Origin of the sequence: Intestinimonas sp. UBA1698 (genome assembly GCF_002320075.1) — a bacterium.
In the GTDB taxonomy this organism is placed as follows: Bacteria; Bacillota; Clostridia; order Oscillospirales; family Oscillospiraceae; genus Intestinimonas; species Intestinimonas massiliensis.
In genome coordinates, this window is record NZ_DCJO01000017.1 from 25,044 (window position 1) to 47,901 (window position 22,858).

At 64.6% G+C, this 22,858-nt stretch carries 19 protein-coding genes and 2 tRNA genes; 9 read left to right on the forward strand and 12 right to left on the reverse strand.

All coding sequences use genetic code 11. The annotated features are described in order from the left end of the window. Window positions 1-16: 16 nt before the first annotated feature. The 5 genes from B3H64_RS03835 to B3H64_RS03855 form a co-directional block, all read right to left on the reverse strand. The gene (locus B3H64_RS03835) at window positions 17-898 is read right to left on the reverse strand and encodes a DUF6179 domain-containing protein (RefSeq protein WP_050619168.1); all 882 of its coding nucleotides are present in this window, start codon (window positions 896-898) and stop codon (window positions 17-19) included. Further along, window positions 885-1,340 carry a DUF6323 family protein gene (locus tag B3H64_RS03840; RefSeq protein ID WP_286733118.1) on the reverse strand — a complete coding sequence of 152 codons (456 nt, stop codon included), beginning with the start codon at window positions 1,338-1,340 and terminating at the stop codon, window positions 885-887. Before B3H64_RS03840 ends, B3H64_RS03835 begins: the two co-directional genes overlap by 14 nt. Window positions 1,341-1,478: 138 nt before the next feature. Then, window positions 1,479-2,582, reverse strand: a complete 1,104-nt coding sequence (locus tag B3H64_RS03845; protein WP_286733120.1) for a lysylphosphatidylglycerol synthase transmembrane domain-containing protein — start codon at window positions 2,580-2,582, stop codon at window positions 1,479-1,481. Beyond that, window positions 2,579-3,670, reverse strand: coding sequence for an MGDG synthase family glycosyltransferase (locus B3H64_RS03850; RefSeq protein ID WP_050619171.1), 1,092 nt, complete (start codon window positions 3,668-3,670; stop codon window positions 2,579-2,581). Before B3H64_RS03850 ends, B3H64_RS03845 begins: the two co-directional genes overlap by 4 nt. A gap of 100 nt (window positions 3,671-3,770) precedes the next feature. Continuing rightward, window positions 3,771-4,295, reverse strand: a complete 525-nt coding sequence (locus tag B3H64_RS03855; protein ID WP_050619172.1) for a 4'-phosphopantetheinyl transferase family protein — start codon at window positions 4,293-4,295, stop codon at window positions 3,771-3,773. 284 nt (window positions 4,296-4,579) lie between these two features. Here B3H64_RS03855 and B3H64_RS03860 point away from each other — a divergent pair, with 284 nt between their 5' ends. Then, a complete protein-coding gene (locus tag B3H64_RS03860) occupies window positions 4,580-5,275 on the forward strand; it encodes a response regulator transcription factor (RefSeq protein ID WP_050619173.1) in 696 nt (231 codons plus the stop codon). A 24-nt stretch (window positions 5,276-5,299) separates the two neighbouring features. Then, window positions 5,300-7,408, forward strand: coding sequence for a sensor histidine kinase (locus B3H64_RS03865; RefSeq protein WP_050619174.1), 2,109 nt, complete (start codon window positions 5,300-5,302; stop codon window positions 7,406-7,408). Between the two features lie 191 nt (window positions 7,409-7,599). Here the strand turns inward: B3H64_RS03865 and B3H64_RS03870 are convergent. Beyond that, window positions 7,600-7,687, reverse strand: a tRNA-Leu gene (locus tag B3H64_RS03870). 188 nt (window positions 7,688-7,875) lie between these two features. Here B3H64_RS03870 and B3H64_RS03875 point away from each other — a divergent pair. Continuing rightward, a tRNA-Leu gene (locus B3H64_RS03875) sits at window positions 7,876-7,960 on the forward strand. Window positions 7,961-8,304: 344 nt separating this feature from the next. Continuing rightward, window positions 8,305-9,207, forward strand: a complete 903-nt coding sequence (locus tag B3H64_RS03880; RefSeq protein ID WP_286733125.1) for an NAD(P)/FAD-dependent oxidoreductase — start codon at window positions 8,305-8,307, stop codon at window positions 9,205-9,207. Between the two features lie 49 nt (window positions 9,208-9,256). Here B3H64_RS03880 and murC read toward each other — a convergent pair whose 3' ends face one another. Next, complete coding sequence (gene murC / locus B3H64_RS03885; protein ID WP_050619176.1) at window positions 9,257-10,630, reverse strand: UDP-N-acetylmuramate--L-alanine ligase; 1,374 nt, start codon at window positions 10,628-10,630, stop codon at window positions 9,257-9,259. A 111-nt stretch (window positions 10,631-10,741) separates the two neighbouring features. Here murC and B3H64_RS03890 point away from each other — a divergent pair, with 111 nt between their 5' ends. Further along, window positions 10,742-11,737, forward strand: a complete 996-nt coding sequence (locus B3H64_RS03890; protein ID WP_286733130.1) for a tRNA nucleotidyltransferase — start codon at window positions 10,742-10,744, stop codon at window positions 11,735-11,737. 6 nt (window positions 11,738-11,743) lie between these two features. Here the strand turns inward: B3H64_RS03890 and B3H64_RS03895 are convergent, their stop codons facing one another. Beyond that, window positions 11,744-12,355: a TetR/AcrR family transcriptional regulator gene (locus B3H64_RS03895; RefSeq protein ID WP_238072867.1), complete on the reverse strand. Its 612-nt coding sequence runs from the start codon at window positions 12,353-12,355 to the stop codon at window positions 11,744-11,746. A gap of 122 nt (window positions 12,356-12,477) precedes the next feature. Here B3H64_RS03895 and B3H64_RS03900 point away from each other — a divergent pair, with 122 nt between their 5' ends. Continuing rightward, window positions 12,478-13,341 (forward strand): DegV family protein, encoded by an 864-nt coding sequence (locus tag B3H64_RS03900; protein ID WP_256303094.1) that lies wholly within the window; start codon window positions 12,478-12,480, stop codon window positions 13,339-13,341. A gap of 189 nt (window positions 13,342-13,530) precedes the next feature. On the opposite strand, the gene clpB is transcribed toward B3H64_RS03900, so the two are convergent. Further along, entirely contained in the window at window positions 13,531-16,140 is a 2,610-nt protein-coding gene (gene clpB, locus B3H64_RS03905) for an ATP-dependent chaperone ClpB (RefSeq protein WP_286733135.1), read from the reverse strand. A gap of 108 nt (window positions 16,141-16,248) precedes the next feature. Continuing rightward, window positions 16,249-16,677: an Hsp20/alpha crystallin family protein gene (locus tag B3H64_RS03910; RefSeq protein WP_050619180.1), complete on the reverse strand. Its 429-nt coding sequence runs from the start codon at window positions 16,675-16,677 to the stop codon at window positions 16,249-16,251. A gap of 307 nt (window positions 16,678-16,984) precedes the next feature. Between B3H64_RS03910 and B3H64_RS03915 the strand changes: the two genes are divergently transcribed. After that, the gene (locus B3H64_RS03915) at window positions 16,985-18,181 is read left to right on the forward strand and encodes a pyridoxal phosphate-dependent aminotransferase (RefSeq protein ID WP_238072865.1); all 1,197 of its coding nucleotides are present in this window, start codon (window positions 16,985-16,987) and stop codon (window positions 18,179-18,181) included. A gap of 51 nt (window positions 18,182-18,232) precedes the next feature. Here the strand turns inward: B3H64_RS03915 and B3H64_RS03920 are convergent, their stop codons facing one another. Then, a complete protein-coding gene (locus tag B3H64_RS03920; protein ID WP_238072864.1) occupies window positions 18,233-18,805 on the reverse strand; it encodes an ECF transporter S component in 573 nt (190 codons plus the stop codon). Between the two features lie 229 nt (window positions 18,806-19,034). Between B3H64_RS03920 and B3H64_RS03925 the strand changes: the two genes are divergently transcribed. Then, window positions 19,035-19,412, forward strand: coding sequence for a hypothetical protein (locus tag B3H64_RS03925; RefSeq protein WP_238072863.1), 378 nt, complete (start codon window positions 19,035-19,037; stop codon window positions 19,410-19,412). A gap of 293 nt (window positions 19,413-19,705) precedes the next feature. Here the strand turns inward: B3H64_RS03925 and B3H64_RS03930 are convergent, their stop codons facing one another. Beyond that, on the reverse strand, window positions 19,706-21,091 hold the full coding sequence (locus B3H64_RS03930) for a uracil-xanthine permease family protein (protein WP_050619184.1): 1,386 nt from the start codon (window positions 21,089-21,091) through the stop codon (window positions 19,706-19,708). 390 nt (window positions 21,092-21,481) lie between these two features. Between B3H64_RS03930 and B3H64_RS03935 the strand changes: the two genes are divergently transcribed. Next, entirely contained in the window at window positions 21,482-22,741 is a 1,260-nt protein-coding gene (locus B3H64_RS03935) for a diaminopimelate decarboxylase (protein ID WP_286733145.1), read from the forward strand. Window positions 22,742-22,858: the final 117 nt, after the last annotated feature.

Sequence of the window (22,858 nt, forward strand, 5' to 3'; positions counted from 1 at the left end):
GCGGCGTTTTCCGGTCCTACAGGGACAAAAAGATTCCCTCCAAATCGTTGTGCGGCAGGGCGGCGCGGACCCGGGGCCACAGCCGGGCGGCGGCGGCCTCCACGTACCATGCCGTCCCCCGGTCCAGAGCCAGTCCGCCGCTGAGGGTGCGCCCGGCAGCGCGGAGCTCCCTTTCCCCCGCCTCTGCGGGCAGGGCCCGCAGCCGTCCGGCCAGCCGTGCCCGCCCCTCCGACGGCAGAGCCAGGTCCAGCGGGTCCAGCCCCAGCAGGGTGCGCCCCAGAGCGTTGACGGCCACCGGCTCGAACAGGTTGATATGCAGGCCCCGGTAGTCCGGGCAGGAGCCCTCCAGCACCCGGACCACCGCACGCCGGTCAAAGCAGTTCAGAAACCGGCTCTCCGCCAGCAGGCGGGACAGCCAGGAAATCAGGTAGTCCACCCCCAGCAGCCTCTCCGGCGCTGGGAGGCAGAGTTGATAGTCAATGTCGCCGGGCACCTCATGGGCGAAAAAGCGGCGGTCATACCGGCGCCAGAAGGCTCCGATGCCTGCCAGCGTATCGGTCAAGGAGCGGTTCTCGATCCGGGGCCGGGCAATACAGGCCGCCTGCCACAGCCGCCTAGCCTGTGCCGTCCGCTTCTCCAGCGCGGCCTGCTCCCGGCGGAAGGCCTCCTCCAGGGGTTCCCGGAGCAGAGGCCGGGGGTCGGCGGGCCGCTCCCGCCCCTCCAGACCCAGCACATACCGCAGGGAGCACAGCAGCTCGGCGGCGGTCTCCCGGGGCAGGGAGCTGTCCCCCGCGGCATAGCGGCGGCACTGGTCCGCCAGCAGTCCGGCCAGCCGCTCCTGAAGCGTCAGCAGCTCCGCCGCCGACCATCCGGCGCAGGTCAGCTCAGCCGTCGTCATCGGCATCCCCCTCCCCGCCCCGCAGCTCCCGGCACAGCCGGTCCAGAGCGGTGCCGCCCAGATACTCCAGACTCCCCTGCGCCGGGCCGTCGAAGGCCTTACGCATGGCCGCCAGGAGTGCGTCATCGGTGAGCCGCCCCAGGGACTCATTCTTATAATAGTAGAAGAGGTCCTGGAGCTCCGCCAGAGTGTCGGCATAATTGTCGGGGGCCAGCCAGGGGGAGTCGTAAAAGGCGTAGATCAGCTTGGGGAGGATTCCCTCCCCAAATTCCACCCGGCCGGTGTCCCGCAGGGCGGCGGCGCGCCGCTCCAACAGGCGGGTGATCTCTCCCTCTGACAGGGTCAGACCCGCCCGTTCCGTCACCCGGCTGCACGCCCGCAGGCCCGCCGCCCCGTCCGTCCGCCGGAGGGGCAGGGCCGCCAGAGAAAAACAGTCCTCCATGCTTCATCACCTCCTATTCTTCTTACACCCTGGGCGGCGCAAGTACAAGACTGGACTTTTGTCCGGTTTTGTGGTAATATAAGAGCAGAAAGCGCGGGAGAAAGTTTGGCAAGGCCAAACTTTCTCCCGCGTTTTTATTCAGATCATGGGGGGCACCGCCGGTCTGGGCAGAGACCCCCGGGGCCGCTCCCGCTGGGTCCGGAGGGGACTGGGAGAGGGTTCCAGTCCCCTCCGGCGGGCGCGCAGATGGACGGTCAGGGTGACACCGCCGCTGATGAGGAGGAAGGCGTAAAAGCTGATGCCCCGGGAGACCAGGACCGCCGGCGCCACCAGGGCGGGACCGAAGAAGTGGGTAAAGGCCGTCAGGGCCACCCCCTCGGAGGCCCCCACCGCCCCCGGCAGAGGCAGGGAGCCCACCGCCAGATTCACCAGGGCCTGGGTGCCCACGATCTGGAGGAAGGATGCCTCCCGGAGGCCAAAGCCCCGGTACACCAGATAGGGCACGGCATACAGGGCAGTGAGCTGGAGGGCGGTCAGCGCCAGCAGGGCGGGCAGCAGGGGCAGATTGCGCTTCAGGCACTCCGCCCCCCGGCGGTATTCCGCCATCTGCCGCTCCAGCTTCTCCCGCAGCTCGGCCTCCCGGCGGACCAGCCGCAGCCGCACCAGCAGACCCAGCACGCCCCCCGTCAGCCGCGCGGCGGCGTTGGGGAGGAGCATCATGCAAAGCATCCCGGCGGTGAGGACCGCCAGCACCGCGCCGCCGTACAGCAGGAGCAGCCCCACCCCTGTCCCCAGGCCCTGGTGGGTCCGGGACAGGCCGAAGAAGGCCGCCGCCGCGTAGAGCAGGGTCACCACCTGGTAGCACACGGCGATGAGCATCATGTTGAGCGAGCCGTGGGCGGCGGGCACCCCGTCCTTGGACATATAGTAGATCTGGGCGGGCTGTCCCCCGGTGGAGGAAGGGGTGATGGAGCTGACATAGAAACCGGCGAAGGAGTAGCCCAGGCATTGGCGGTAGGTGACCTTATGGCCCAGCCGGCCCAGGATCAGGCGGGAGCACATGGCCTCGCAGCCCACGAAGGCCGTCATCAGCCCCAGGCCGCCGGGCACACACCAGAGCCTGACCTGCCGCAGCGCCGCCCCGAGGCTGGACAGGGGCTGGCGGCTGAGGAGGAACCAGGCGGTGCCCCCGATGAGGGCCAGCATCAGCAGCAGGCTCAGCCGGCTTTTCCGGTCATTCACGCGCATACCCCCTCGGACTGAATCAGCGCGGAGAGCCGGCGGGCCAGAGCGTCTCCCTCCAGCCGGCCCTTCAGCGCGCGCATATTGCGGCTCATGCGTTCCAGCGCCCGGTCGTCGTACAGCAGCCGCTTGATGGCCTCGATGCAGGCCTCCGGCTCCTTGGATGCCGTCCGGCCGATCTGATACCGGGTGATGAACCGGGCGTTGTTAATCTCCTGCTGCAAAAAAGGCTCCCAGGCCAGGATGGGCAACTCGGAGGTGATGGTCTCAAACAGGGTGATGCCGCCGGGCTTGGACAGCAGCAGGTCGGCCCGGGCCATGTACTCGTACACCTTGTCGGTAAAGCCCAGCACCTCGATGTGCCCGTATCTGCCGTGGAGCCGGTCGTATAGCTTCTGGTTGCCCCCGGTGATGAGGGTCGTCCGGACGCCAGGCAGGGCGTCCAGCGCCTCGTAAAAGCTGTCCTTTCGGGGCAGCAGGCCCAGGCCGCCGCCCATAATGAGCAGCCGCCGCTCCCGCTCGCCGCCTCGCCGGGGCGGGGCCTGGAACTCCGGCTTCACCGGGATGCCGGTGACCAGAATCCTCTCCGGCTCCACGCCCTTTTCCACCAGGGCGTCCCGGATGTCGGGGGCCCCCACCAGGTAGCAGTCGGTGCCCTCGTTGAGCCACTCCGAGTGGGAGGTCAGGTCGGTGACGCAGGTGACCAGGGGCACCGCCGCGCCGGTCTCCCGCTTGTAGTCGGCCATCAGTTGGGCGCAGGTGGGGTGGGTGCACACCACCGCGTCGGGCCGCCGCTGGGCCAGCAGCTCCAGCAGTTTGTCTTGAAAGTAGCTCTCAAAGGGCGGCTTGGTCTTAATGGTGATGTTCTCCGTACATTTATAATAGGTGTTGTAAAGGCCGCTGCCCAGGGTCACCAGCAGGGAAAACCCCTTATACAGCGCGTCGGATGCGTCGGGCATGGCATAGGCAAAAAAGTCCTCCACCTCCACCCGCGCGTCGGGGAAGGCGCGCAGCAGACGCTGCCGCAGGGACTGGGAGGCAGACCAATGTCCCATGCCGAATTTTCCCGTCAGGATCAGAATGTTCATGGCTGTTCCCCCTTTCTATGTTATCCAGTATATCGGCCTTTTCTTTAGAAAATCGGGGGGCAATCCTTAACATTGCATTAAGATTTCTGTGCAGCCCGCTTCAGACCCTCTGAAAGCCATCCACCGGCTCCGGCCCGCACACCGCCGCCCGCCAGCCAGGGCCGCCGAAACTCTGGAACCCCAGGCCGTCCAGCCCGGCGGACATCCCCGGCTCCAGCAGCGGCACCCGCAGATGCTCCGGCCGCCGGTCCAGGCCCCGGCCGTCCTGCTTGGCCAGGGCCTCCTTCAGGGTCCACAGGGTGTAGAAATCCTCCCAGCGGCTTCCCCGCCCCCGGAACCAGGCCAGCTCCTGCGCCGACAGCGCCCGCAGCAGGGCCTCCCGCCGGGGCCGCACCGCCTCCACGTCCGCCCCCACCGGGCCGTCCCCCAGCGCGCACAGGGCCCAGGGCCCGCTGTGACTCAGGCTGAAGCAGAGCTCCGGCCGGTCCGGGAAATAGGGCTTTCCCCCGGGCGCCCGCTCCACAGCCGGCATCTGCTCCAGGCCTCGGTCCGCCAGGGCGCGCTCCAGCAGCGCCCAGGCGTCTATTTTTCCGTCCGCCGTGCGGGAGAGATAGAGCCGCAGCACACTGCCGCCCCCTTTCTTCTGATTATGGCTTCCTTTTCCTATATTTAACCCTATTTCCCCGGGAAAAACAACGGTCTGCCGGTATCTTCCCGGTAAATTTTCGGAGAACCCCGCCCATGAGCCGCAGTCTCTCCCGGCCCAGCCTGGAATGGAAGGCCCATCCATTTGCTTTTTAGGTGGGTCATGGGGTAAAATGTTCCTGTACGCCTTAAGCAGTTCTTAATCAATTCCCCTCTTGGGGCTTAAAACTCTGTTGTTATGATACCACATAAGGAGTGAGCGCGTTGTATCACATTCTCATCTGCGACGACGACCGGGATATCGTCTCCGCCCTGGACATCTACCTCACCAGCGAGGGCTACAAGACCTACCACGCCTACGACGGTCTGGAGGCCCTGAAGCTGGTGGAGGAGCACGACATCCACCTGATCCTCATGGACGTGATGATGCCGCGCCTGGACGGCATCCGGGCCACCGCCAAGCTGCGGGAGAGCACAAATATCCCCATCATCCTGCTCACCGCCAAGAGCGAGGACTCCGACAAGGTGCTGGGTCTCAACATCGGGGCGGACGACTATGTCACCAAGCCCTTCAACCCCATCGAGGTCCTGGCCCGGGTCAAGTCTCAGCTCCGGCGGTACACCACCCTGGGTGGCCGCCCGAAGGAGGACGACGCGCTGCTCTTCCGCAACGGCGGCATCGTGCTGGACGACGGGGCCAAGTCGGTGAGCGTGGACGGCGAGCCGGTCAACCTCACCCCCATCGAATACAACATCCTCCTCCTGCTGATGAAAAACCCCGGCCGGGTCTTCTCCACCGGCCAGATCTATGAGCTGGTGTGGAACGATCCCTCTCTGGGCTCGGAAAACACCGTGGCCGTCCACATCCGCCACCTGCGGGAAAAGATCGAGATCGACCCCGCCAACCCCCGGTACGTCAAGGTGGTGTGGGGTCTGGGGTACAAGATGGAAAAGCAATGATTCCTCGCACAAGGGAGTGATCCGATGAACAAAAAGCGCGCCGGTCCCCTGCGCCGCACCCTGCGGGCCCTTCTCTGTCTGGCGGTCACCGCCGCCGCCTTCTGGACCGGTCTGTTCACCATGTCCCGGTGGGACGACCTCTGGTCCGGGGGGGACTATATCAGCAGCTACAGCGTCTACGGCCCCCTGCAGCGCTACTCCCACCAGGCAGAGGAGCTGGAACGGCTGTGCCTGAAGCAGCGGTGGGACGGCGCGCTCAACTACGCCGACCAGCAGCGGCTGGAGCAGTTGAAGAAAAACCTCTCCCCCGCCGCCACCAACTACCGCTTTGAGATCCACGACCAGAGCGGCACGCTGCTCTACTCCAACCTGCCCGACGGAGAGAGCATGGATTCCGCCGCCGCCGTCCAGCTCAGCGAGAATACCCTCACCCAGGGCGAGGATCTGCGCGGCAGCGACTACGTCATCTATGAGTCCGACACGGGCCGCAACATCCTGATGGCCTGCACCGGCGGGACGGAGGACGCCTTCGTCCGCTGCGACCCGGCGGAGACGCCGGGCTGGTACAATCGGTACGGCTGGCTCTCCGACGGGGAGGACTGGCTGGAGTACCACTCCGACCGGGACAGCCGGGTCCAGACCGCCTCCGTCACCCTGCAGGAGGGGGTCCGCTGGCCCTTCACCGTGGAGGACGCCTTCGTGGAGGACGCCCGGGACTATCAGGAATCCCAAACCTACCTGCCCGCCATCGCCGCCGCGGCCGCCGTCACCACGCTGCTTTCGGCGTGGCTGCTCTTCCGTTTCTGCCGGGGGGCCGGCTGGCGCCGGGAGCAGGAGGGACTGTACCTCGACTGGCAGGACCGGGTCCCCTTCGACCTCTATCTGGGAGCCAGCTTCCTCATCCTAATCCTGCTGCTGGGGGCGGGGGACTCGGTGGCCTGGAGCTTCAATCAGGGCTCCGACCGCCCCGCCGCCTATGTGGGGCTGGGCTTCTTCACCGTCCTCATCGACGCGCTGGTCCTGGCCCTGCTCCACACCCTGGCCGTGCGCATCAAGGCCCGGACCCTGCTGCACAACACCCTGATCGGGCGTCTCTGCGCCTGGCTGGGCCGGTTTTTCCAGCCCGTGGCCGCCAACTGGCACGTCACCAGGCGTCCTGTGCTCACCTTTCTGCTCTATGTGCTCATCACCGTGGTCACCATTCCCACCGTAGTGCTGGTGCCGGTGTGGCAGGGCTTCGTGCTGTGGTGCCTGTGCCGCTGGGTCCGCCAGTGGCGTGCCATCCGGGAGGGCACTGGACGCATCGTGGGGGGGGACCCCGACTGCCGCATCAGCACGGACAAAATGTTCCCCGACCTGAAAGAGCACGCCGGGCAGCTCAATGACCTGGGCAGCGCCATCAACACCGCCGTGGACGAACGCATGAAGTCGGAGCGGTTCAAGACCGAGCTCATCACCAACGTCTCCCACGATCTTAAAACTCCCCTTACCTCTATCATCAACTACGTGGACCTGCTGAAAAAGGAGGACATCCCCAACCCCAAGGCCCAGGAGTATATCGAGGTGCTAGAGCGCAAGAGCCAGCGGCTCAAGAAGCTCACCGAAGACCTGGTGGAGGCCTCCAAGGCGTCCGCGGGGACCCTGTCGGTGGTCCGGGAAAGGCTGGGCTTTACCCAACTCCTGGACCAGGCGCTGGGGGAGTACGAAGAGAAGTTCCGGGCCGCCGGCCTCACCCCCATCCTCACCAGTCCCGACCACGAGCTCTGCGTGGAGGCCGATGGGCGGCATCTGTGGCGGGTCATCGACAACCTGCTGGGCAACTGCTGCAAGTACGCCATGCCGGGCACTCGGGTCTATCTGGATGTGAAAGCCTGGGACGGCAGCGTCGCTCTGTCGGTGAAGAATATCTCCAGGAATCCTCTCAACATCCCGCCGGACCAGCTCATGGAGCGGTTCGTCCGGGGCGACGTCTCCCGGACCACCGAGGGCTCCGGCCTGGGGCTGTCCATTGCCCGCAGTCTCACCGAGCTCCAGGGCGGCGCCTTCCGCCTGGATATCGACGGGGACCTGTTCAAGGCCGTGGTGACCTTCCCCGAGTACCGGGAGTCTCTCCCCCAGCCCGGGGCAGAGTAGCGAAAGGACTGCGCCGCAGGGCATTGTGGAGGGGGGCAGGCTGATGTTCCAGCCTGCCCCCTCTCCTTTTACCAGCAGCCAACCCTGAACCGCCGCCAAAGGCAGGGCCGTCTGCCGTTCCCTCCAAAAATCACAATGCAAAAAACGAGAGGTCTTACAGCCCCTTTCAAAGGCTATAAGACCTCTCGTTTTGGTGCGCGAGGCGGGACTTGAACCCGCACGTGCGTAATGCACACTAGAACCTGAATCTAGCGAGTCTGCCAATTCCACCACTCGCGCACACCGCTGCGCCCTGTTCAGCGCGAAAATTATAATACCATGTGCTTATCCGGATGTCAATACCTTCTTCGACTTTTTTGCAAAAAAAGAAAATGGGGAGCGGCAGTGCATCCAGAAAAAATCAGGTTGACAAAAAGAGAAGAGGCCGCTATAATAATCAGGCAGTCTTTTTCTAAAAGGCTGTTTATGCGGCTGTGCTGGAACTGGTAGACAGGCACGTTTGAGGGGCGTGTGTTTCACGACGTACGGGTTCAAGTCCCGTCAGCCGCACCATCAGCAGGACCCTGGAAGCCTTGTGTTTGCAAGGTTTTCGGGGTCTTTCCGTTTTGTCGTTCCTATATGCTTTCTCCCCAGCCTCTAAATAATGTCTACGGAATAAACCTCCAAGCGGTTGATTCGTGCGGCCACTGCCGCATAATTTGATCGGAAGGCAGGGGCAGTTTGCCATCCATCCGGCGGCAGGCGCCAATGGCGTCTCCGCGGATGATCTGCCAATCCAGGTAAAACAACGCACGCCTCCAATCCCGGGGGATACAAAATTAAGCTGTATGAAACGCCTCCGGTGTGATATAGTAGACCCACACAAGGGAATCCTGTATCACATCGGAGGTATTTTTATGTACGACATCATCATTGTGGGCGCGGGGCCGGCCGGCCTAACGGCCGCGCTCTATGCCCGGAGGGCGGGCCACACCGTCCTCATCCTGGAGGGAGGCGTCCCCGGCGGCCAGGCCGCCACTACTCCCAACGTGGAAAACTGGCCGGGCACACCCGCCATCGGCGGAGCCGACTTCGCCATGAACCTGTACCAGCAGGTCCAGGACCTGGGGGCGGAGGTCGCCTTCGCCGCCGTCACCGGCCTGCGGGACGAGGGCGCGGTCAAGACAGTGCTGGCCGGGGAGCAAGCCTTTCAGGGCCGGGCGGTCATCCTGGCCAACGGCGTCCGCCGCCGGAAGCTGGACGTTCCCGGCGAGGAGCGGCTGGCGGGCAGCGGCGTTTCCTACTGCGCCACCTGCGACGGCGGCTTTTTCCGGGGCCGGGATGTAGCCGTGATCGGCGGCGGCAACACCGCGCTGGAGGACGCCGTCTATCTCTCCGCTCTCTGTCCCACGGTATGGCTCATCCACCGCCGGAACCAGTTCCGGGCGGAACGGCACCTCATCGACGCTTTGGCGGGCAAGGACAATATCAAGTTTCTGATGGAGCACCGGGTGCTGGAGATTCGGGGCGAGCACCAGGTGGAGGCTCTGCGCCTGGCCGGGCCGGAGGGTGAGACCACCCTGCCGGTGGCGGGGGTATTCGCGGCCGTGGGCCTCATTCCCGACAACGCCCCCTTCTCCCCTCCGGTGGAGCTGGACCAGGGCGGCTATATCCGTTCCGGCGAGGACTGCGCCACCAACGTGCCCGGCGTGTTCGCCGCCGGGGATACCCGCACCAAGGACCTGCGGCAGTTGGTCACCGCCGCCGCCGACGGGGCCGCCGCCGCCAGCCGGGCGGGGCAGTACCTGGGCCTCCGGTAACCCAAAAACGCGGGGCCCTCAACACCTTGAGGGCCCCGCATTTTTCCCTTCATTCGCCCCGGACCAGAGCCTCTCCCGCGGTGTAGATGTCTCCGGCCCCCACGGTGAGGATCAGGTCTCCGGGCCGGGCCAGCTCCCGCAGCCGGGCGGTCACCTCGGGCAGCGTGGCATAATATTCCGCGCCGGGGATCTGCTCCGCCAGGTCCCGGGAGGAGATGCCGATGTCGTTGGTCTCCCGGGCGGCAAAGATCTCCGCCAGGAGGGTCACGTCCGGCTTTTTCAGCACCTCCGCAAAGTCGTCGAACAGGGCGGCGGTGCGGGTATAGGTGTGGGGCTGGAAGGCGCAGATCACCCGCTCGTACCCCAGGGTGCGGGCGGTATCCAGCAGGGCCTTCAGCTCGCCGGGGTGGTGGGCGTAGTCGTCAAAGACCTCCGCCCCATGGAAGCTGCCCTTGTGCTCCAGGCGGCGGCCCGCCCCCCGAAAGGCGTTCAGCCCCTCCTCCACCGCCCGGGCGGGGACCCCCAGGGCGATGGACGCGGCGGCGGCGGCCAGGGCGTTTTTCACATTGTGAACCCCCGGCACCCGCAGGGATACATGGGCAAAGGTCTCCCCCCGGTACACCACGTCGAAGGCGGGCAGGCCCCTTTCCCAGATCAGACCTGCCGCGTGGACGTCCCCCGCCTCCAGGCCAAAGGTGGTGACGGGGCGGCTCTCCCCCTCCAGGGTGCGCATGGTGTTGGCGTCGTCCCGGTTGGCGATGATGCGCCCGCCCTCGGGCACCCGGTCGGCAAAGCGCCGGAAGGAGTGCTCCACATCCTCCAGATCCTTGAAAAAGTCCAGGTGGTCCGCCTCGATGTTCAGGATGACCGCCACCGTGGGGAAGAAGGACAAAAAGGAGTTGCAGTACTCGCAGGACTCCAGGATGATGGTCTCCCCCCGACCCACCCGGTGTCCCGCCCCCAGCAGGGGCAGAGTGCCTCCGATCATCACCGTGGGGTCCAGTCCGGCGGCCATGATGATGTGGGTGCACATGGAGGTGGTGGTAGTCTTTCCGTGGGTGCCCGAGATGCACAGGGCGTTGCGATAGTGCTTCATGATGGAGCCCCAGGCCTGGGCCCGCTCAAAGACGGGGATGCCCGCCTCCCGGGCAGCGGCGATCTCGGGGTTGACGTCGTGGACGGCGGCGGTGCGGATGACCAGCTCGGCCCCCGCCACGTTCTCCGCCCGGTGGCCTACGGTGACGTGGATACCCAGGGAGCGCAGATGCTCCACTGTGGCGCTGTCGTGCATATCGGAGCCGGTGATGACCATGCCCGCACCGTGGAGGACTTCCGCCAGCGGGGACATGGATACGCCGCCGACGCCCACCAGGTGGGCCCGGCGGCCGGGCTTGATGTAATCGTCAATGTTCAAAACCGTCATGGGGTTTACACACCCTTTGTTTGAGATTATAATGCGGGGGAAATCAAAATATTATATCTCCATTATAGACGTTAGGCAAGTAAAAGATACCAGCGAGAGGGGGAAAACGGGATGGACCTGCCCAACTGGCCGGCCCCGGTGGCGGCGTGCTGCGGCACGCTGCGCCGGGCGGGGTATGAGGCCTGCCCGGTGGGGGGGTGCGTCCGGGACCTGTTGCTGGGCCGCGCCCCCGGCGACTGGGACATCGCCACCTCCGCCCGGCCCGAGGCCGTGACGGCCCTGTTTGAACGCACCGTGCCCACCGGCCTGAAGCACGGCACCGTCACGGTGCTGCTGGGCGGCATGGCCCTGGAGGTCACCACCTTCCGCGGGGAAAGCGGCTACTCCGACGGGCGGCACCCGGACCGCGTCACCTTTGGCGTGGGGCTCCGGGAGGACCTGGCCCGCCGGGATTTCACCATCAACGCCATGGCCCTGGCCCCGGACGGATCGGTGCTCGACCCCTTCGGCGGCCGGGCTGACCTGGCCCGCCGCCTCATCCGCTGTGTGGGAGAGCCGGAGCGCCGCTTTACCGAGGACGCCCTGCGGATGCTGCGGGCGGTGCGCTTCGCCGCCCAGCTCGGTTTTTCCCTGGAGGCGCGGACTGCCGCCGCCCTGGCCTCCTGTGCCCCCCTGCTGGAGCGGGTCTCCGGCGAACGCATCCGCGCCGAGCTGGAGAAGACCCTCCTCTCTCCCCACCCTAGTCTGGCCGCCCTGCCGGTGGAGCTGGGGATGCTGGCGCGCTTCGGGGCCCCCGCCCGGCAGGTGGAGCTGTCGGCTCTGGCGGCCCTGCCCGCCACGCCCGCCCACCGTTGGGGCGCCTTCTGTGCCGCCACGGGGCTGGACATTACCCGGCTGCCGGTGGAGCGGGCTCTGCGCCGGGCGGTACTCCATCCGGAGGACCGGGAGCTGGCCGCCCTGGCCGTCACCGGCCGGGACCTGTACGACCTGGGCCTGCGGGGCGGGGACATCGGCCGGGCCCGCTGGGCCCTGCTGGAGCACGTGCGGGCCCACCCGGGGGACAACCAGCGGGAGTCCCTGCTCTCCTTGGCAAAAGAACGGACCTGACGTCGGTCAGGTCCGTTCTTTTGCCGCCGTTTTCTGAAAAAACCCGGTAAAAAGCTGATAGTCCTCCTCCATTTTAGGCAACAATGGATAAGAATAGTTGTGCAATACCCAGTCGATCACTACGCCCCGGAAGTGCCGGTAGCAGAAGTCGGCCACCCACTCCGGGCTGCGTCCCGAGGCCAGGATGCCCTCCCGCTGGGCCTGGCGGAAGCACTCTACCATGGCTCGCAGCGTGTACCGGGAAGAATCCATGGACTGCGTAGTGGGGTCGGTGATCCGGCGCACATAGTAGCGCCCCGTCAGCTCGCCGCCCTCCTCCTCCATGAACCGGGCATAGGCCGACAGGATGTGCCCCAGGCGCTCCGCCGGCTCGTCCGCCTCATGGCCGCGGAGGGCCGCCTCCATATAGTCATCCAGGGGGGCAAAGCCCTTGTTGAGCAGGGATTCCTTGGAGGGGAAGTGGTGGTAAAAGGCCCCGGTGGTGATACCCGCCTGCTTGCAGATGTCCCGGATGGACACCTTGTCAAAGCCCCGTTCCCGCATGAGGGTCAGAGCCGCCTGGAGAATGTTCCGCTCGGTCTGGCGGGCCTGGGCCTGGCGCCGTTGTGCATAGCTCATGTTTTTTCCTTTCCGGGCGGTTGACATTCGCCCCTCCATGCCCTATAATTACATAACGATGTTATGTGACTATTATAAGACAAGGGCTTTCCCCTGTCAAGAGATGGAGAAGTGATGCTCATATGGCTCCCCGCAAAATCGCGCTGCTGACCGATTCCTGCGCCGATCTCTCCCCCCGACTGGCGGAGGAAAACCACATCCATGTGGTGCCCCTGCACATCCGCTGCGCCGATGGGGAATACCGGGACGGAGTGGACATCCACCCCGCCGACATCTACGCCAGGCTCCGCTCCGGCGAGCTGCCCAAGACCTCTCTCCCCGCCGGGGAGGACATCACCGGCGCCTTCGACCGCATCGCCGCGGAGGGGTACGACGGGGTCATCGCCGTCATGCTCTCCAGCGGCCTGTCCGGCACCTATAATATGACCCGGCTGCTGGCCGAGGAGCGCCGCGATCTGGAAATTAAGGTCTACGACTCGGTGAGCGGGGCCCTGGGTATGGGCATGACCCTGCTCCAGCTTGCCGAGGACCTGCGCTCCGGCGCCTCCTGGCGGGAGCTGACCCACAAGCGGGTACCCTATCTCATCCAGAGCACCTTCCCCTTCTTCTCGGTGGACACCCTGGAGTACCTGCTCAAGGGCGGTCGCATCGGCAAGGTCACCGCCATGGCGGGCACCATGCTCCAGATCAAGCCCCTCATCACCTTCGCCCCCGACGGGCAGCTCCAGTCCATCGCCAAGGTCCGAGGGCGCAGACAGGTTCAGGATAAGCTCATCGACCTGGTGGTCAAATCCTGCGGCAGCCACAAAAAGTACAACCTGGCCGTGGCCAACGGCGGGGCCCCCGAGGAGATGGCCCAGCTCAAGGAGAAGCTGAAGGCCGCCCTGCCCCACTACGACCACGTGTGGGAGGGCGAGATCGACGGCACCCTCAGCGTCTACATCGGCTCCGGCGTGCTGGGCGCCGCGGTACAGGTACTGGACTGAATGGCCCAAAGCGCGGTGCGGCCTTCCGCCCGCAATCGCTGGCACCAGGGAACCCGCCATGGTAAGCTGCACATCGCCCGCGGACCGCGGGCGAGATGTTCCGGAAATTTTCCTTCCGGCGCAAAAACCCCGGAGCGGACGGCGGTCCGCTCCGGGGTTTTCTTCGTTTTTCAGGTCCGTCCGCCGTACTCACTCTACCCGGACGGCGCTGACCGTGAGCGCGCCGTCCCGGCAGTCCACGGCCAGGGTGTCGCCCTGCTCCACCTCGCCGGCGATGATCTTCCGGCTGATGAGGGTCTCCACCGTGTGCTGGAGATACCGGCGCAGGGGCCGGGCGCCGTAGATGGGATCGTAGGCGCTGTCGATGATGTGCTCCTTGGCCCGGTCGGTCAGGTTCACGGTGAGCTGCTTGTCGCTCAGACGCCGGTTCAGCTCGGCCGCCATCAGGTCGATGATGTGGGTGACGTTGTCCTTGGTCAGGGGCTTGTAGAACACGATCTCGTCCAGCCGGTTCAGGAACTCTGGCCGGAAGGACCGCTTGAGCAGCTCGCCGACCTGGTTCCGGGCCTCCTCGGTGATCGCGCCGTCGGGCCCGATGCCGTCCAGCAGGAACTGGGAGCCCAGGTTGGAGGTCAGGATGATGATGGTGTTTTTAAAGTCCACCGTCCGGCCCTGGCTGTCGGTAATGCGGCCGTCGTCCAGGACCTGGAGCAGGATGTTGAACACGTCGGGGTGGGCCTTCTCCACCTCGTCGAAGAGGACCACGCAGTAGGGATGGCGGCGCACGGCCTCGGTGAGCTGGCCGCCCTCCTCATAGCCCACGTATCCGGGAGGGGCGCCGATCAGACGGGACACGGAGAATTTCTCCATGTACTCGGACATGTCGATGCGCACCAGATTCTTCTCACTGTCGAACAGGGCCTCGGCCAGGGTCTTAGCCAGCTCGGTCTTGCCCACGCCGGTGGGGCCCAGGAACAGGAAGGAGCCGATGGGCCGGTCAGGGTCCGCGATGCCGGCCCGGGAGCGCAGGATGGACTCGGCCACCAGGCGCACGGCCTCGTCCTGACCCACCACCCGCTGGTGGAGGATATCCTCCAGGTGGAGCAGCTTCTCCCGCTCGCCCTCCATAAGTCGGCTCACCGGGATGCCGGTCCACCGCTCGATGATGCGGGCGATCTCCTCCTCGGTGACCTTGTCCCGCAGCAGGGAGCGCTCCTTGCCCGCCTGGGCGATCTGCTCCTCGGCCTCCAGTTCCTTTTTCAGCTCCGGGATGCGGCCGTACTGCAGCTCGGCGGCCTTGTTCAGGTCGTACTCCCGCTGGGCCTTCTCCAGATCGGCGTTGGCCTGCTCCAGCTCCTCCCGGAGCTTCTGGACCTTGCCGATGGCGTTTTTCTCGTTCTCCCACTGGGCCTTTTTGGCGTTGAACTCGTCCCGCAGCTCGGCCAGCTCCTTCTGGAGCTCGGCCAGGTGCTCCCGGGACAGGGCGTCGTCCTCCTTCTTAAGGGCGGCCTCCTCGATCTGGAGCTGGATGATCTTCCGCTGGATGACGTCCAGCTCGGTGGGCATGGAGTCGATCTCGGTGCGGATCATGGCGCAGGCCTCGTCCACCAGGTCGATGGCCTTGTCGGGCAGGAAGCGGTCGGTGATATAGCGGTTGGACAGGGTGGCGGCGGCGATGATGGCCCCGTCGGTGATCTTCACACCGTGGAACACCTCGTAGCGCTCCTTTAAGCCCCGGAGGATGGCCACGGTGTCCTCCACCGTGGGCTCGCTGACCATGACGGGCTGGAACCGCCGCTCCAGAGCGGCGTCCTTTTCGATATACTGGCGGTACTCGTTGAGGGTGGTGGCGCCGATGCAGTGGAGCTCGCCCCGGGCCAGCATGGGCTTGAGGAGATTGCCCGCGTCCATGGCGCCCTCGGTCTTGCCGGCGCCCACGATGGTGTGCAGCTCGTCGATGAAGAGAAGAATCCGCCCCTCGGACTTCCTGACCTCACTCAGCACGGCCTTCAGCCGCTCCTCGAATTCGCCGCGGTATTTGGCCCCGGCGACGAGGGAGCCCATATCCAGGGCGAAGATGGTCTTGTCCTTCAGGCTTGCGGGCACGTCCCCCTTGACGATCCGCTGGGCCAGGCCCTCGGCGATGGCGGTCTTGCCCACGCCGGGCTCGCCGATGAGCACGGGGTTGTTCTTGGACTTCCGGCTCAGGATGCGGATGACGTTTCGGATCTCGTCGTCCCGGCCGATGACCGGGTCCAGCTTGTTCTGCCGGGCCCGCTCCACCAGGTCGGAGCCATACTTCTTCAGGGCGTCGTAGGTCTCCTCCGGGTTGTCGGAGGTCACCCTCTGGTTGCCCCGGACGGCGGTGAGGGCCTTCAGCACCCCCTCCCGGGTGATGTTGTAGGTGCGGTACAGGTCCTTCAGGGAGGAGTTGGCGGTATCCAGCAGGGCCAGGAACAGGTGCTCTACCGACACGTACTCGTCCTTCATGGACCCGGCGATGGACTCAGCGGTGCTGAGGGCCTTGTCCACATCCGGGGCAATGTAGATTTTTCCCGCCTCCCGGCCGCCCACGCTCACCCGGGGGAGCTTCTCCACCTCAGCCCGGACGGCGGCCTCAAAGCTGGGCACCGTCAGGCCCAGATTACCCAGAAGCTGGGGGATCAGGCCGTTTTCCTGCTTCAGCAGGGCGTAGAGCAGATGGGCCTGCTCGATCTGCTGGTTGCCGTACTCCTGCGCGATGGTCTGGGCGGACTGGACGGCCTCCAGGGATTTCTGTGTAAATTGATTCAGATTCATAGGTCTGTACGCTCCTTTCGTGGGGCGAAAAATTTGGGATAAAAAATGGGGCGCCGGCCGCGGGCCGGCGCCCCACGCTCTGGGGAACGGACTGTCAACGCTGGGGGGTTACTCAATGGCGATCCTGCGGGTCTCCGGCACGGCGGGGACGGTCTTGGGCAGGTTCAGGGTCAGGATGCCGTTGCTGTAGGCGGCGGTGATGCCGTTTTCGTCGATGCCCGTGACGTCGAAGCTGCGGCGGAAAGAGCCGTACCGGCGCTCCCGGCGGATATACTGGCCTTTCTCGTCCTTGTCCTCCTTCTCCTCCTTGTGCTGGGCGGAGATGGTCAGGATGCCGTCCTTCACATCCAGGGAGATGTCCTCCTTGTCAAAGCCGGGCAGCTCGGCTTCTAAAACGAACTTGTCGTCCGCATCCTTGATGTCGGTGCGGAAGGCGGGAAGATTGGCGCTGCTGTTGCCGAAGAACTTACGCTCAAAGTTGTCGAACACATCAAAGAAATTGTCCTCGTGACGCTCAAACGGAACCATACCAAACATAATGGAAAACTCCTTTCACAATACAAAAGACGATGTTAGCAATCAAATGATTCTTGTGCTAAAACCTGACGTTTTTCATGGCGACCATCCTCTTTCCGGGAATCAAACCCGCCTCCGGGCCATTCCCTTCTCTTTATTTCTGAGCTTAGTATAGTGTGATTCTGTGAACAAATATACAATAAATTATGTCCAGATTGTAAACTTAGCACTCTATACGTAAGAGTGCTAAGTTCGGATTACCTCTTTTCTTTTTTGCTTTGCCGTGCTACAATGTGGTCAATCTTTTCAGGACACGGAGGTCACAGCAATGAGCAATCTGCCGCAGGACCTGGTGCAGATGGGCACCAAACGAAACATCATGCGGGAAATCCGGGAATATGGACTGCTCCGCGCCCGGGAGGTCGGGGCGGAGAACGTGCTGGATTTCTCTCTGGGCAATCCCTCCGTGGCCCCTCCGGCCCAGGTGAACGACACCATCCGGGCCATCCTGGACTCGCCCGAGGGGGCCTCCATCCACGGCTATACCACCGCCCAGGGCGATTGGTCCGTCCGGCAGGCCCTGGCGGACTCCCTGTCCCGCCGCTTCGGCGGGAGCTACGGGCCCGGCGACCTGTACCTGACGGTGGGGGCGGCGGCGGCTCTGTGCTGCTGCTTCCGGGCCCTGGCCTGCCCCGGCGACGAGTTCGTCCTCTTCGCCCCCTTCTTCACCGAATATACCTACTTCGTCTCCGGCAACGGCGGCAAGCCGGTGGTGGTCCCCCCGGACTACGCCACCTTCCAGCCCGACCTGACCGCCTTCGAGTCCGCCGTCGGCCCCCGTACCAAGGGCGTGGTGGTCAACTCCCCCAACAACCCCTCCGGCGTGGTCTACTCCGCCGACACCCTCCGGGCCATCGCCGCCATCCTCCGGCGCAAGGCCGCCGCTTACGGCCACCCCATCTACCTCATCTCCGACGAGCCCTACCGTGAGATCGTCTTTGCCGGCTTCTCCACCCCCTGGCTGCCCGATTTCTACGACGACACTCTGGTGTGCTATTCCTATTCCAAGTCCCTATCCCTGCCCGGTGAGCGCATCGGCTATATCCTGGTCCCCCCCGCCGCCGCGGAGCACGACGCGCTCTATGCCGCCGTCTGCGGGGCCGGCCGGGTGCTGGGCTACGTCAACGCCCCCAGCCTGTTCCAGCGGGTGGCCGCCGCCTGCGACGGGCTCACCGCTGACCTCACCGTCTACCAGACCAACCGGGACCTGCTCTACCACGGCCTGACCGGCATGGGCTACACCTGCGTGGAGCCCGGCGGCACCTTCTACCTGCTGCTCCAGTCTCCCGAGCCCGACGCCGCCGCCTTCTGCCAGCGGGCCCGGGAGTACGACCTGCTCTTCCCCCCCACCGACGACTTCGCCTGCCCCGGCTGGTGCCGCATCGCCTTCTGCACCTCCACCGAAACGGTCCAAAGGGCCCTACCCGTCTTTGAACGGCTGGCCAAGGAATACGGACTGTCATAAAATAAGAAAAACAGAGCCGGACAGCAAGCTGTCCGGCTCTGTTCCTCCGTCTCAGGCGGTTTTCAGGCTCAGTCCGCTGCGGCGCAGCGCCGCCCGCAGGGCGATGCACAGGGGCGGGGCGGCGATGATGGCCACCGCGGCGTTGAAGATGGAGGCGGGGAACTTCAGAGGCAGGGCGGCCAGGGCCACCATGGGCTGGAGCCCCTCCACCAGGACGCCGTCGTAGGCCACGCTCTTGAAGAAGTAGAGGATGTAGTAGGCCACGCAACCCAGCACGGCCCCCAGCAGGCATCTGGGGTAGGCCAGCTTCTCGTCGTTGACATACCGGGCCACCACCAGGCCCGCCACCGTACCCATTAGACCCTTGGTGAGAAAGGTGATCCAGCACTCGGCGGCGTAGAGGGGGTTGGTCAGGTCATAGAGGGCGGAGCCCAGGCCGGAGGCCAAGCCGCCGATGGGGCCCAGCAGCAGGCCCGACAGGCAGCAGACGATGTTGGCCAGGGTGAAGGAGGTCCGGCCTCCGATGGCGATGGGCATGATGATGCGGGCATAGTTGCTGGCAAAGACCAACGCGGTCATCATCCCCAGGAAGGCCAGCTTCCGGGTGGTAAAACGCTGTTTCATAATGCACACTCCCTTGATCGTTTGGTTGCGTTTCTCTCTGCATGTTCCGTGGAAAGAAACCCGGTTGGGTTTCTTCATCGGACCTCATTATAGCAGAAACTGACTATAGTTCAAATGCCAGATTCAGAAAATTTGATAAGGTCAGTTTGGGCCACAGTGGACAGGACCGGCGGGGTGTGCTACAATAAAAACAATATGAATCGCTGACCGGGAGGGGGCGCGGAGAGCAATGGAACTGCAAAGGCTGAAAAAGATCGTGACGGCGGCGCTGATCACCTGGTCCTTTCTGGCCGTAGGCCTGTCAGCGGCTTGGTCTCTGGGGACTCCGGCGGTCCAAACCCTCCGCATCCCCGCCGAGAGCCTCTATTTGGAAGTGGGAGACACGGTGCATCTCCCGGTGGAGGGGACCACCGTCGACGGCAGTCCCGCCTCCGCCAAGGCTCTGGAGCAGCTAGAGCTGTGCTGGCATGCCGACTTCGACGACGGCGTCGCCGTGATTCACGCCACCGGGGCGCTGCACGCCTGCCGCCCCGGCCTGGGGAATGTGTGGGTGGAGAGCCGGGACGGGAGGCTCTCCGCCCGGCCCATTACGGTATACATTCAATAAAAAGAGACGGGGGAGGGCCGATGGCCCTCCCCCGTTTCAGGCTGTCGAAAAAACCTCCTGGAGAAGAGCCTCGCAGAGTTCCGTCGTCCGCAGACGGCGGAAGGAAAGGAAGCTCCGTCATTTTCGGCGACATGCGCGTCGGAAATGACACCTCTCATGACGGACAGGGCGACTTTTCTGCAAGAATCGAGTCCTGTCCGTCATGCATCTCTCTGTCGAAAAAGGCCAAAGGCCTTTTTCGACAAGCTGAGACGGGGGAGGGCCGATGGTCCTCCCCCGTTTTTTGTATCCGCTCAGTACCGGCCCATGTCGGCGGAACGGCCCTCCGTAACATCGGTCCCGAACTCGTAGTCCTTTCCAGGGAGGACGGCGTTGAGGGCGATGCCCGCAATGGCGGCGATGGCCAGCGCGGTCAGAGTGATGTGGGCCTCGCCCACCGCAAAGGTAATGCCGCCGGAGAAGCCCAGACCGCATACCAGGATGACGGCAGCGATGATCAGGTTGCGGGAGTTGGTAAAGTCCACCCGGTTCTCCACCACATTGCGCACGCCGATGGCGGAGATCATGCCGTACAGGATGAAGGACACGCCGCCGATGATGGCGGTGGGGATGGAGTTGACCAGGGCGGCAAAGGCGGGGGAGAAGGACAGCACCACGGCATAGAGCGCCGCCAGCCGGACCACCTTGGGGTCGTAGACCCGGGAGAGGACCAGCACGCCGGTGTTCTCGCCGTAGGTGGTGTTGGCCGGGCCGCCGAACAGGCCGGCCAGGGAGGTGGCGATGCCGTCGCCGATGAGGGTGCGGTGGAGGCCGGGATTCTCGATGAAATTTTCGCCCACGGTGGCGGAGATGGCGGACATGTCCCCGATATGCTCCATCATGGCGGCGATGGCGATGGGGGCCATGACCAGGATGGCGGTCAGGTCAAATTTGGCCACGCTGCCGCTGAATTCGGTGACAAAGGGCTGGAAGCCCAGGAGCTGGGCCTTGGTCACGGCGGAGAAGTCCATGAGGGGGACCAGCTCGCCGGCGGCGTTGACGGCGGTGGCGCCCATGGCGTTGGCGGCGAGGGCCACCAGGTAGGGGATCACCACGCCCAGCAGGATGGGGATGATCTTGATCATGCCCCTGCCCCAGATGTTGGCGACCACGATGACGGCGATGGACAGAATGGCCAGCCACCAGCAGGAGGAGGCGTTGGTGACGGCAGAGGGGGCCAGGGACAGGCCGATGAGGATGATCATGGGCCCGGTGACCACCGGCGGCAGGAAGCGCATGACCTTTTTGACGCCCACAGCCTTGATGACGGCGGCCAGCACCACATACAGCAGGCCGGCCACCACGATACCGCCGCAGGCATACTGGAGCTTCTCGCCCGCCTCCATAGCGGCGTACCGCCCGGCGTCCAGCTTGGCCATGGCCTGGAAGCCGCCCAGGTAGGCAAAGGAGGACCCCAGGAAAGCGGGGACCTTCAGCTTGGTACAGACATGGAAGAACAAGGTGCCGATCCCGGCGAAAAACAGGGTGGTCTGGATGGACAGAGGCAGGCCGTAGCTCTGGACCAGGATGGGGACCAGCACGGTGGCGCCGAACATGGCGAACATGTGCTGCAGGCCCAGGATCAGCATCTTGGGCAGGCCGAGCTGCCGGGCGTCGCGGATGGGTTCATTGGTGTTCATGTCGTCTCTCCTTCTCTCTTCTCTCTTGCGTCTGGCCCGCATTTGGGCAAAAAAAAGACAATCACCACGTGATTGTCAACAAAAACAAGGAGAAAGGGAGGAATCCGCCTCCCGCAGCAGTCGGTCGTTCGTCAGCAGCCCGAACACAAGCATCCTCTCCTTCCCCACATTTCGTTTTATGATACCAGAACCCACAGCCCAATGCAAGAGGGAATTTTTCTTTTTTGTGCTTTTGGCTCCGGGCCCTCCAGGCCGCACAAAAGGGGCCGTCCCCAGTTCCCTCCGGCTTGGCGGTTGTGTTGATTGACTTTTTTTCCGAGACTGGGTAGACTATAGGTAATTTTTATTCATTTTTATCCACTCTGTTTTGCAGGAAAGGACGGATCTGCCTTGAAACAGCCCTTTGTCACTCCGGATCAGCTCCGGGCCATCACCGCCCGCTACCCCACCCCCTTCCACCTCTACGACGAGAAGGGCATCCGGGAAACCGCCCGGAAGCTGCAGGCGGCCTTTGCCTGGAACCCCGGCTTCCGGGAGTATTTTGCCGTCAAGGCCACCCCCACCCCCGCCATTTTGAAGCTCCTCCGGGAGGAGGGCTGCGGCGTCGACTGCTCCTCCCTCACCGAGCTGATGCTCTCCGACCGCTGCGGGTTCACCGGCGGGGAGATCATGTTCTCCTCCAACGAGACTCCGGCGGAGGAGTTCCAACTGGCCGCCAAGCTGGGGGCCACCATCAACCTGGACGACTTCACTCTCATCGACGGCCTCCAGGACGCCATCGGCTATATCCCCGAAACCATCTCCTGCCGGTTCAACCCCGGCGGCGTATTCCAGTTGGGCGCCTCCAAGGAGGGCTTCCAGGTTATGGACACCCCCGGCGACTCCAAGTACGGCTTCACCCGGGAGCAGCTCTTCGAAGGCTTCCGGAAGCTGAAGGCCATGGGGGCCAAGCGCTTCGGCATCCACGCCTTTTTGGCCTCCAACACCCTGTCCAACGACTACTACCCCGCCCTGGCGGGCATTCTCTTTCAGCTCGCCGTGGACCTGGAGCGGGAGACCGGAGCCGACGTGGCTTTCATCAACCTGTCCGGCGGCGTAGGCATTCCCTACCGCCCCGACCAGCCGGAAAACGACATCATGGCCATCGGCGCGGGGGTGCGGGACCAGTACGAGTCCATCCTGGTCCCCGCCGGGATGGGAGACGTGGCCATTTTCACCGAGCTGGGCCGCTATCTGCTGGGCCCCAACGGCTGTCTGGTCACCACCGCCATCCGCGAAAAGCACACCTATAAGGAGTATATCGGCGTGGACGCCTGCGCCGCCAACCTGATGCGCCCCGCCATGTACGGCGCCTATCACCACATCACCGTCATGGGCAAGGAGGACGCCCCCTGCGACCACAAGTACGACGTGGTGGGCTCCCTGTGCGAGAACAACGACAAATTTGCCATTGACCGGCTGCTGCCCCGGATCGACCGGGGAGACCTGCTGGTCCTCCACGACACTGGCGCCCACGGCTTCTCCATGGGCTACAACTACAACGGCAAGCTGCGCTCCGCTGAGCTGCTCCTCCAGGCGGACGGCGGCGTCCGGCTCATCCGCCGGGCCGAGACCCCGGAGGATTACTTTGCCACCATGGTCTTTGACTGACCGCCGCAGGCCCTCCGGCTGCGCTGCTCCGGAGCCCTCTTCCCCCGAAGGGCAGCGCCGCCCGCCGCCATAAGAAATGAAGCCTCCTTTCAAAAGAAAGATTAACTATTAGAAGTC